The 9,485-nt window shown below is 71.2% G+C and carries 9 protein-coding genes and 1 tRNA gene; 3 read left to right on the top strand and 7 right to left on the bottom strand.

Annotation, left to right across the window (positions count from 1 at the left end):
* The first annotated feature begins 10 nt into the window (after positions 1 to 10).
* The 3 genes from FHG89_RS33015 (at position 11) to FHG89_RS18700 (ending at position 4,089) form a co-directional block, all read left to right on the top strand.
* Positions 11 to 140 (top strand) — tRNA-OTHER (locus FHG89_RS33015).
* Positions 141 to 195: 55 nt separating this feature from the next.
* Positions 196 to 2,355 (top strand): TerD family protein, encoded by a 2,160-nt coding sequence (locus FHG89_RS18695; RefSeq protein ID WP_139585678.1) that lies wholly within the window; start codon positions 196 to 198, stop codon positions 2,353 to 2,355.
* Between the two features lie 279 nt (positions 2,356 to 2,634).
* Positions 2,635 to 4,089, top strand: a complete 1,455-nt coding sequence (locus FHG89_RS18700; RefSeq protein ID WP_139585679.1) for an alkaline phosphatase PhoX — start codon at positions 2,635 to 2,637, stop codon at positions 4,087 to 4,089.
* 62 nt (positions 4,090 to 4,151) lie between these two features.
* Here FHG89_RS18700 and FHG89_RS18705 read toward each other — a convergent pair whose 3' ends face one another.
* The 7 genes from FHG89_RS18705 to FHG89_RS18745 form a co-directional block, all read right to left on the bottom strand.
* A complete protein-coding gene (locus FHG89_RS18705; protein ID WP_139585680.1) occupies positions 4,152 to 4,721 on the bottom strand; it encodes a hypothetical protein in 570 nt (189 codons plus the stop codon).
* A 395-nt stretch (positions 4,722 to 5,116) separates the two neighbouring features.
* Entirely contained in the window at positions 5,117 to 5,446 is a 330-nt protein-coding gene (locus tag FHG89_RS18715; RefSeq protein WP_139585681.1) for a TraR/DksA family transcriptional regulator, read from the bottom strand.
* A gap of 542 nt (positions 5,447 to 5,988) precedes the next feature.
* Positions 5,989 to 7,188 carry an RNA polymerase sigma factor gene (locus FHG89_RS18725; protein WP_139585683.1) on the bottom strand — a complete coding sequence of 400 codons (1,200 nt, stop codon included), beginning with the start codon at positions 7,186 to 7,188 and terminating at the stop codon, positions 5,989 to 5,991.
* Positions 7,189 to 7,208: 20 nt separating this feature from the next.
* Positions 7,209 to 7,562 (bottom strand): YciI family protein, encoded by a 354-nt coding sequence (locus tag FHG89_RS18730; protein ID WP_139585684.1) that lies wholly within the window; start codon positions 7,560 to 7,562, stop codon positions 7,209 to 7,211.
* A 39-nt stretch (positions 7,563 to 7,601) separates the two neighbouring features.
* On the bottom strand, positions 7,602 to 8,018 hold the full coding sequence (locus tag FHG89_RS18735) for a DUF6069 family protein (RefSeq protein ID WP_139585685.1): 417 nt from the start codon (positions 8,016 to 8,018) through the stop codon (positions 7,602 to 7,604).
* Between the two features lie 138 nt (positions 8,019 to 8,156).
* Positions 8,157 to 8,654: a YcxB family protein gene (locus FHG89_RS18740; protein WP_139585686.1), complete on the bottom strand. Its 498-nt coding sequence runs from the start codon at positions 8,652 to 8,654 to the stop codon at positions 8,157 to 8,159.
* A gap of 66 nt (positions 8,655 to 8,720) precedes the next feature.
* Entirely contained in the window at positions 8,721 to 9,392 is a 672-nt protein-coding gene (locus FHG89_RS18745; protein WP_244295612.1) for a hypothetical protein, read from the bottom strand.
* Between the last annotated feature and the right edge of the window lie 93 nt (positions 9,393 to 9,485).

Consider the following 9,485-nt stretch of genomic DNA (forward strand, 5'->3'; position numbering starts at 1 on the left):
ATCGACATCTGGGTCGCTAGCTCAACTGGCTAGAGCATTCGACTGAGTAGCGCGTCCGCCCTCCGCCCTGTGCGGCGATGGGTGCGCTTCCTTCTCCTTGTTGGATCGAAGGGTTCGGGGTTCGAGTCCCCGGCGGCCCACGTGTGCCGCGGCGTCGATCGGCACCTGTCGGAGTCGACCGGAACGGAGGACCGCGTGCTCGCCAAGCTGCTCATCCAGAAGACCCTGCGCGTCCCGGCCAGCACGGGCGCGGCCGGCGACGGCACGCCGGTGGCCCGGCAACTGGACGCGGCGCTGCTCGACGTCGGGTTCTCGGCGTCGCGGGCCCTGCTGGACCACATCGGCACGCTGGCCCCCGCGCCGGCGATGGACCTCGCCGCCACTGTCGTCTCGGCGGTACGCGAGCTCATCGGCGACCACGTCCGGCACAACGCCTACTTCGTCGGCTTCCCCGACGACGTGCCGGACACCATCGAGTTCTGGACGGACCGGCTGCGCGCGGCCGTCCTCGCCGGTGGCGGCTCGGCGACCGACGCGCACCCGCGGGACGCCGTGACCCGGGGCGGGGTGAACCTGCTCGACCTGCCGGCGTACGGCACCTACCAGCACACCTACGCCGAGCTGTTGGCCGCGCACGACGACCTGATCGCCGCGGCCGGCGACCGGGTGACAGTGCTGCGCCTCGGTGACACCGTCGACGTGGAGGCCGAGCGGCTCTATCTGGCTCTGGCCGGCAGCGCGACGCCACTGGGCGAGGCGGACCTCGCGCTCCTGGGCGAACTCGCGGTCGCCTGCGCCGATGGCGCCCAGCCGGCCGAGGTCCCGGTACGGGAGAACCGGGCCGTCCTCAACGGGATCCGGCTGGTCCTCGGCCGGCCGCTGATCGGTGTGGACACGACGACCGACGTGCTGCGCCTCGCCTGTCAGGTCTCCGGCGGGGACACCTCACTCGTGACACCCACGCGATTTCGTGCCTTCCGGCGCCCGGAGCGACGCGTTCTGCTGGCCGCGCTGGACACGGTCGTTCGTGCGAACGCGCACAAGCTCGGTGACGTCGCCCGCTACGCCGAGCGGTGGAAGCGGCTCGCGGAGCGGCTGCACCCCCACGAGTACGACAAGTGGCCGCACGCCCAGGCGGTGTTCGCGGTCGCGCGTGGCGAGCAGCGCGTACGCAACCTCGCCGGCCGGGCGGAGGCGGCGATCAGCGCGGGAGCGATCGGTCCGGCGGCGTCGGTGCTGTCGGCCGCGCCGGGAATGCTGCTGCGATCCGCCGACCGACTGTTGCGGCTGGCGTCGCCGGCGGAGCGATCCACTGTCGTCGACGCGGTCGCCGGTGCGCTCGGCTCGACGTCCGGGCGGGTGCTCCTCTCGCTGCGCGAGCACGTCGACAACCGGTTGACTCCCGCGTCCGCCCGGATATACGCGAGCCGCTCCCGCACCGCGTGGGTCGGTCCCGACGTACGGCCACCGCTGCCGGCCGAACTGGTGGCCGAGCTGTCGTCGCTGCTCGACGCCGAGATCGGCGCCCGGCTGCCGGAACCGGAGCGGCCGCTGCTGGTGGATCCGGAGGTGCTCGACGTCGCGCTGCCGCTGTCCGGCAAGGCGGCCGAGGGCGGTTTCGCGGTGCTGCCGCGTGGTTCGCGGGCGTCGGTGTCGGGTGAGCTGCTGCGCTTCTTCACGTACTGGCGCCAGACCAGTCGTCGTACCGACTACGACCTGTCGGTGCTGCTGCTCGATGACGAGTTCCGCAGTGCGGGCCAGGTGTCCTGGACCAACTACCGCCACGACGGCGTCGTGCACTCCGGGGACGTCACCAACGCGACGAACGGCGCGACCGAGTTCATCGACGTGCCGCTGGCCGTCGGCGCGCGCTATGTGGTGCCGCAGGTGAACATCTACGCGGGAGAGTCGTTCGACGAGGTCGCCGAGTCGATGTTCGGGTACCAGGTCCGCGCCCGGGACCAGCTCGGCGCCCCGTTCGAGCCGCGGACGGTCCGGGCACGGTCGCAGATGCGTGGCCAGGGCCGGGTCGCGCTGCCGATCGTGTTCGCCCGGAGCGGGGCCGGCTGGCAGGCCGTGTGGCTGCACCTCTACCTGCGGGGCTGGCCGTCAGTCAACCGGGTGGAGGAGAACACCTTCAGCACGGCCGACCGGGTGCGGGCACTCCTGGAGCGGCGCTACCTCACCGTCGCCTACCTGGTCGACCGGTGGCGGGCACGGGCCGACGTGTCGACATGGGACGGACGGCTGCCCGACGAGCCGGTCACCTTCGTCGGCATCGAGGCGCCCGAGGGCCTGCCCGACGGATCGGAGGCCTATACACTTGATCGACTCAGTGAGCTGATCCCTGGGTGAGCGGCGACAGCCGAGGCCATGCGGGCGCTTCCTTCTATTTCCGTTCGACTCGGAAACCTCCGCGAAAGCGGAGGATGTGGCTGTTCCAGTGCCCGCGCTCTCCTCGGCTCTCGTCGGGGACCCGTAGGCCGCCTCGGCGCCTACGGCAGGGCGGCCGCAGGTCCGCGCCACCAATCTTTACTCCGATGTCACCACGCGATCCCTCAGGTGACGTGTCGGTGTCTGCCCGCGGGGGTTGGCTGTCGGTCGTCGCACTTGCCCTGACCAGGAGCTGATCACGTGCCTTCCTCTCGCCGTACCTTCCTCGCCGGCGGCGCCGCCGCCAGCGTGGGCCTCGCCGTCGCCGGCGGCCTGCCGTCCCTGGCCCAGGCCAGCCCGGGCCGGCCGCAGCCGCCGGTCAAGGGCGGACATGTGCCCTTCCCGCCGCTCGTGGACGACCCCGACGGCATCCTGGCCCTGCCCGAGGGCTTCAGCTACACCATCGTCACCCGGACCGGCGTCACCCGGCTCGACCGCGGCCAGGGCACGACCCCGTCGGACCACGACGGCATGGCCGTCTACGACGCCGGCCACGGCCGGTACACCCTGATCCAGAACCACGAGATCGACCCGGGCGCCGAGTTCGGCGTACCGCACGTCAAGGGGACGGTCTACGACGCCGGCGCCGTCGACGCCGGCGGTTGCACCGTTATCACTACCGACCGTACGGGCCGGAACCTGGGTGAGTTCGTCGCCCTCTCCGGCACGATCTCCAACTGCGCCGGAGGGCCAACCCCGTGGCGGACCTGGCTCACCTGTGAGGAGACCGAGGACCGGGCCGGCGACGCGTGGGAAGAGGACGGCCGGTCCGGCGTCTACCAGAAGGACCACGGCTACGTCTTCGAGGTCTGGGCCGACGGCAGCGCCGACCCGAGGCCGGTCAAGTGCCTGGGCCGTTACTCCCACGAGGCCCTGGCCGTCGACAGGGACCGCACCCGGATCTACCTCTCCGAGGACGCCGACGAGCCAAACGGCCTCTTCTACCGCTGGACCGCGCCGCGCGGCGTCAAGCTGGGCCCCGGCGTGCTCACCCGCCTCGCACCGGACGCCGGTGTCCTCGCCGCGATGCAGATCATCATGGACGACGGCTCGGTGCTGCCGGACGTCGCCTACCTGACCTCCGCCCAGCTCGGCCGGTCCTTCCCCGTACGGTGGATCGAGGTTCCGGACCGCGACGCGCGGACCACGTCCGTGCGCGAGCAGTTCGCCGACGGCCAGGTCACCCGCGGCCGCAAGTTCGAGGGCGTGTGGGGCACCGACGAGGGTGTCTACGTGGTCAACTCGTACGCCTGGGACGACGGTGACCTGCCGGCGGACGCCGCCCCGCACGACGGCATGGTCTGGTTCTACAACTACAAGGCCCAGACCATCCAGCTGGTGACGTACTTCCCGCACCAGAAGGCCTCCGAGGAGGGGACGCCGGTCAGGTACACCGACCTCACCTTCGACAGCCCGGACAACGTGACAGTCACCCCGTGGGGAAGCCTCGTGCTCGCCGAGGACGGCTCGGGCGCCTCCCACGTGCTCAGCGCGATCCCGGGCGGCCCCACCTACGCGATCGCCCGCAACCAGCTCAACGACTCGGAGTTCTGCGGACCGACCTTCACGGCCGACGGCAAGGTGCTCTTCGTCAACATGCAGGACCCCGGCCTGACGCTGGCCATCACCGGCCCGTGGGAGAAGTACCTGGGCTGAACGGTACGCGGTGGGGGCCGGCGGACCGCCCGCCCCCACCGCCGCCGCCCGGCGAGGTGGTCTCAGGCGGGCATCGCGGTGTATTCGCGTTCCGTGAACAGGTCCACGTCGCGGGGTCCCAACTTCGCCACCCGGCGGGCGTGCAGGGCGAGTTGCCCGCGTGCTTCGCCGAGGCGGCGGGTGGCGACCACCATGTCGTCGGTCGCCTCGAACGACTCCGTGCCGCTGGACTTCACGGCGGCGTCCATCACCCCGTTGAACGCGGTCATGAGCCCGTTGGCGAGGGCGATGCCGTCCTGGTCGCCGCTGGTCCAGATCTGCGACCAGGCGGCCTCCACGGTGGCCATGTCCCGGGCCAGCCAGTCGTGCAGCACCATCGGATCCAGCGGCTTCTGCCCGCCGAACAGCTGGTCGCCCACCTCCCGCAGGCCCGAGCGCCAGTATCGGGTCTGCCGCAGCGCCTCGGCCTTGTGCGACAGGCGCAGGGCGCCGGACAGCATGAGGATGTACGCCCGTTGCAGGTCGGTGCGCTCCCGGTGTCGCCGCCGCAGTCGACTGTGCACCATGACCACGATCAGGGACGCGCAGGCGGTGATCGTGGAGCCGAGCAGAGCGGCGACTGTCGAATTCACGCCGACATGATGCCCGCCGATGGCGGACCCCGGCGCGCGGGGTCGGTCACCGGCGACGCTGGCGGGCATGGCCGGTCACCTGACGCGGATGTGGTCGACACTCTGGGCGACGGCCATGGTTTGGGCATGCACGATCGACGCGACCCACGGCGCGTCGGCGAGCGGGTGCCGCTGCCGACGATGCTGGTGCTCGCCGTGGTCGTGCTGGTGCTCTCCGCCGCCCGGTCGATCGGGCTGTGCATTGTGTTCCGGACGGCACGGCGGGCGATCCCCGGGCTGTGTGCCCGCCTGGTCGCTCGACGTCCTGGACGTCGTCACCGTCACGGAGGTGTAGCGGCAGGTGGCCGCCGTGCCGTGCCACAAGCGCGGCACGACACGGCGGCCACCCCGGGAAGTCACCCGTTGTGCTTCGCCTGGCACGACACGCAGAAACGCGCGTGCGGGAGAATTTCGAGCCGCTCGGCCGGGATGTTCTCGCGGCACTTCTCGCAGGCACCGTACGTGCCGTCGCTGATCCGGGTCAGCGCACCGGTGATCTGCTCGATGTTGCGGCGGGTGGCCACCAGCAGCGCGGCCCGGTTGTGGGCCTCACTCGGGTCGCCGGTGTCCGCGTTGAGCTCGGTCAGTTCCCGCAGCCGAGCCGTCTGCGTGGCGAAGTCGTCCGCCAGCGACGCTCGCAGGTCAGCCAGCCAACCCTGGTCGACAGTTCGATGATCGACGCTCATGATCTACCTTTCGAGGAGAGCCTGGGTAAAAAGAAAAGGGCCGAAGCTCGATAGCTTCGCCCTGGCGGTCGTTTCGTGATGCAACGATTCCGTGGGAGGGCCTCGGCCGGTTCGCGCCGGGCTCCACAGCCGGGAGGTGGACGCGATAGGCAATGCGCGGACGACCGGCACCCGCATCCCGGCCATCAACCGCGCCGCAGCCGCCGGGCGGACAGCCCCGAATGCCGCCACACCAGTGACGGCAGGAGAGCGGAACGTGACCGGAGGCATGCATCCACCATAGGCGGCGTCCGCACCAATGCCAACGCCCGGTGAGACCCGGACAACCTTGCAGTGGTGACGACGAAGGGGCCCACAGCCGTACAGTGCCGCGATGGTGACCAGCTCCGCACGGCGGCGAGCGACCTGCTCCGGGCGAGCGGGTACGAGCCGGAGAGGGCCAACCGGCTGGTACGCGGGGCGGCCCAGGAGGGCTTCGCGGTCCCCGCGGTGGGTGCCGAAGCCGTCGAGGCTGGAGAGGACGTCGAAGGTGTACGTGACGGTCATGATGATTCCCTCGTCCGGGTGAGGTCGGTACGACGGGCGAGCAGGAAGACCCGCTCGGTCTCGTTGCCGGCCAGCGCGATGGCCTGGTCGTAGGCGGCTCGGGCCTCGGTGTCCCGTCCGAGCCGGGCCAGCAGTACGGCCCGGGTGGCGGGCAGCCGGTGGTAGCCGGGGAGATCGACGCCCTCCAACGCGGCGAGGGCGACCGCCGGGCCGTACACCTCGGCGACGGCGACCGCACGGTTGAGCGCGACGACAGGGGTTGGCGCGAGCGCCACGAGCTGGTCGTACAGTGCCAGGACCTGCCGCCAGTCGGTGGCGGCGCCGTCGGTGTGCACCGCGTTGATCGCGGCCTGGATCTGGTACGGGCCGGGCCGGTCACGCCGCAGGCAGCGACGCACCAGGTCGTGGCCCTCGGCGATGAGCGTGCGGTTCCACAGTGACCGGTCCTGGTCGGCCAGCGGCACCAGGTCGCCGTTCGCGTCGAGCCGGGCCGGACGACGTGCCTCGGTCAGCAGCAGCAGGGCGAGCAGGCCCAGCACCTCGGGCTCGTCGGGCATCAGCGCGGCGAGCTCGCGGGCCAGCCGGATCGCCTCGGCGCACAGGTCCGTCCGGATCAGTGGTCCGGCGGTGGTGGCGTAGCCCTCGTTGAACATCAGGTACAGCACGGTGAGCACGGGCGGCAGCCGGTCCGGCAGCTCGTGTTCGGCGGGTACCCGGTAAGGAATGGCGGCGTCCCGGATCTTCTTCTTGGCCCGCACGATCCGCTGGGCGACCGTCGCCTCCTGGATCAGGTACGCCCGGGCGATCTCCGGCACGTCGAGGCCGCCGAGCAGGCGGAGCGTGAGGGCGGTCCGCGCGTCCGGGGCGAGCGCCGGGTGGCAGCAGGTGAAGATGAGTCGCAGCTGGTCGTCCTTCACCGGTCCCACCTCCTGGGGTTCGTCCTGTTGATGCAGCAGCAGCGCCTGGGCGTGCCGGGCTTCGCGGGTCGACTCCCGGCGGAGCCGGTCGACGGCCCGGTTGCGTGCGGTGGTCACGATCCAGGCGCCCGGGTTCGGCGGCGGGGTCTGCCACTTCTGCAACGCCGTGGTGAAGGCGTCCTGGACCGCCTCCTCGGCGAGGTTGATGTCACCGAGGAGGCGGGCCAGGGTGGCGACGCAGCGGCCGTACTCCGCGCGGTAGATGCTCGCCAGGTCCATGTCCGGCTGACGGCTCCCGCTCAGGCCTGGGACAGGTCGTCGAAGGGGCGCACCTCGACCGGACCGCAGGCCGCCGCGCACTTCTCGGCCCAGGCCAGCGCCTCGTCCAGGTCCGCACACCTGATGACCCAGAACCCGGCGATGTGCTCCTTCGTCTCGGCGAACGGCCCGTCGCTCATGGTGGTGGCGCCGTTCTCGATCCGGACGACGGTGGCACTGTCCGGCGACCGGAGCCCTCCGCCGAACACCCAGGCGCCCGCGGCCTGCATCTCGTCGTTGATCCTGCCGGTCTCCCTGAACACGATCTCCATCTCCTCGTCGGACGGGTCCGGCGCGCCCTCCACGAAGTGCACGGAAAGCAGGTACTGCTGCATGACGATCCTCCGGTAACTCGATGGTGGGATGACGACAGGTCAGGCGGCCAGGCGGCGCGCCACGGCGGGGATCACGATCGCGGCCGCGACCAGGTGGGTGAGCATCAGCAGCGCCTTGGTGCCCACGCCGGCGTCGACGATCACGTCCGGCACCAGCGACAGGACCGTCAGCACCACCGTCGTACGGACGAACGTGCGCCGCGGACGCCGGGCGAAGCGGGACATCAGCGCGGCGACGACCACGCCGATCAGCGAGAAGACAGCCGTCAGTACGCCGAACCCCGTCACGGGGATCGGGGCGCCGCCGACATCCAGGCTGACCCCTGCCGCGTGGCCGGCGGCGGCGGCGACGGCCATGGTGGCGGCGCCCGCGGCGACGGTGGCGACGACACCGGCCCGGATCACCGCACCGAGGGTCGACGTGGTGGCGTCTGTCGTGTTCGCAGTGGTGGTCATCGTGCCCTCCAGCGGGTGTGTGGCCCGTCCGGTGCCGGGCTCTCACCAGGGCTACGAACAGAGCCGGCCCCAATCGACACGCACGCCCAGATCCCGTCGAAAAATCACCGAGGCGGAACGTCGATCTTCGGGAACACGTCACCGACGGTCGAGCAGCCCCCGTCCGGCCATGAAGGCCCGCAACGTCTCGGCGTCCTCGGCGGACATCAACCGGCGGGGAATCACTGTCGCCGGCATCCGCCCGACATACACGATCCAGAACTCACGAGTGTCCTTCACCTGGCTGACGCCGTCCCAGGCGATGCCACCGGACTCCGAGCCGCTGCGCATCATGATGTTGTCGTCGGTGATGTCGTAGGCGCCCTCGACCGCGTAGCGACCGGAGCGGCGCCGGGCGCGCAACACCACCCACGGCCAGTACAGCATCGACAGCACGCCACCCACGACCATCGCCAACCACAGCGGCGAGGCCTGCTCGCTCCAGTCGAACCCCCGCGAGACGGCCAGACCGATCGCCCCGACCACGGCAAGCACCGCGCCGACATAGCCGTACCTGCGCAGCCGGACACCGCCGAGCGCGGCGGCCACCCGGCCCGGGTAGGTGGGATCTGCCGGTACGCCAAAACGGATGTGCACGTCAGAACGATATGCCACAGGTGTTCAGCGGTCGGCTCATCACCGTAGCCACCCCACCCAGGAGGGTCAGCAACCGATCCGGCTGGACCCCACCGCGACGTCGTCGTACCACAGGGTGTCGGCACCGCCGCCGTAGCTCTCCCAGCCCAGTTTCAGGTCGGTGAGCTGCGGCCGCCAGGTGCGGTTGTACCACTGGCCGTCGATGTCGTGCGTCGGTACGCCGTCCGCGGTCAGTCCGGTGACGGCGCTGCCGTCCAGCCAGGTACGGAGCTGACCGGCCGAACCGTCCACCATGAACTCCACGCACGCCCACCGGTTGGTCGGCAGCGGCAGGCTCTGCGCCACCCCGGCCGGGCTCTGCTCCGGCAGGGTCGCGTCGTCGGAGGCGCGGTTCCACTGCAGGGCGCCGTTCTGGCCGCCCAGCCGCAGGTCCCTGTTGCCGTCGGCGGCGTCGGCCATCGTCACCATCGTGGTGTGATCGGTGGGCTGGGCGGTCGTGTGCCGTACCCAGATCCGCGCGTAGCGGACACTGCCCACACTGCTGAGGTTCTTCGCGGACCGGATGAAGACGTGGTTGCAGTAGCCCGCCGCGCCGTTGATCCGGACCGCCCGGCTCCCGCTGTGCGCGGTGGTCGTGTCGATCGTGGCCGTGCCGGCGCCGGAACAGTCCGGGCTCACCACGGTCCAGTCACCGGACGGCGTCGAACCGGTCTGGTTCTCGAAGCCGTCACAGAGCACCGCCCCGGCGCAGCCAGCCGGCGGAGTCGTCGTGGGCGGGGGCGTCGTGGGCGGAGGCGTCGTGGGCGGAGGCATCGTCGGCGGGGCCATCGT

Origin of the sequence: Micromonospora orduensis (assembly GCF_006228125.1) — a bacterium.
GTDB classification, from domain to species: Bacteria; Actinomycetota; Actinomycetes; order Mycobacteriales; family Micromonosporaceae; genus Micromonospora; species Micromonospora orduensis.

Coding starts and splice junctions, on each gene's coding strand:
- FHG89_RS18725 (WP_139585683.1), bottom strand. CDS start 7,188: ATGGACCTGGCGAGCATCTACCGCGCGGAGTACGGCCGCTGCGTCGCC.
- FHG89_RS18715 (WP_139585681.1), bottom strand. CDS start 5,446: ATGAGCGTCGATCATCGAACTGTCGACCAGGGTTGGCTGGCTGACCTG.
- FHG89_RS18735 (WP_139585685.1), bottom strand. CDS start 8,018: ATGACCACCACTGCGAACACGACAGACGCCACCACGTCGACCCTCGGT.
- FHG89_RS18730 (WP_139585684.1), bottom strand. CDS start 7,562: ATGCAGCAGTACCTGCTTTCCGTGCACTTCGTGGAGGGCGCGCCGGAC.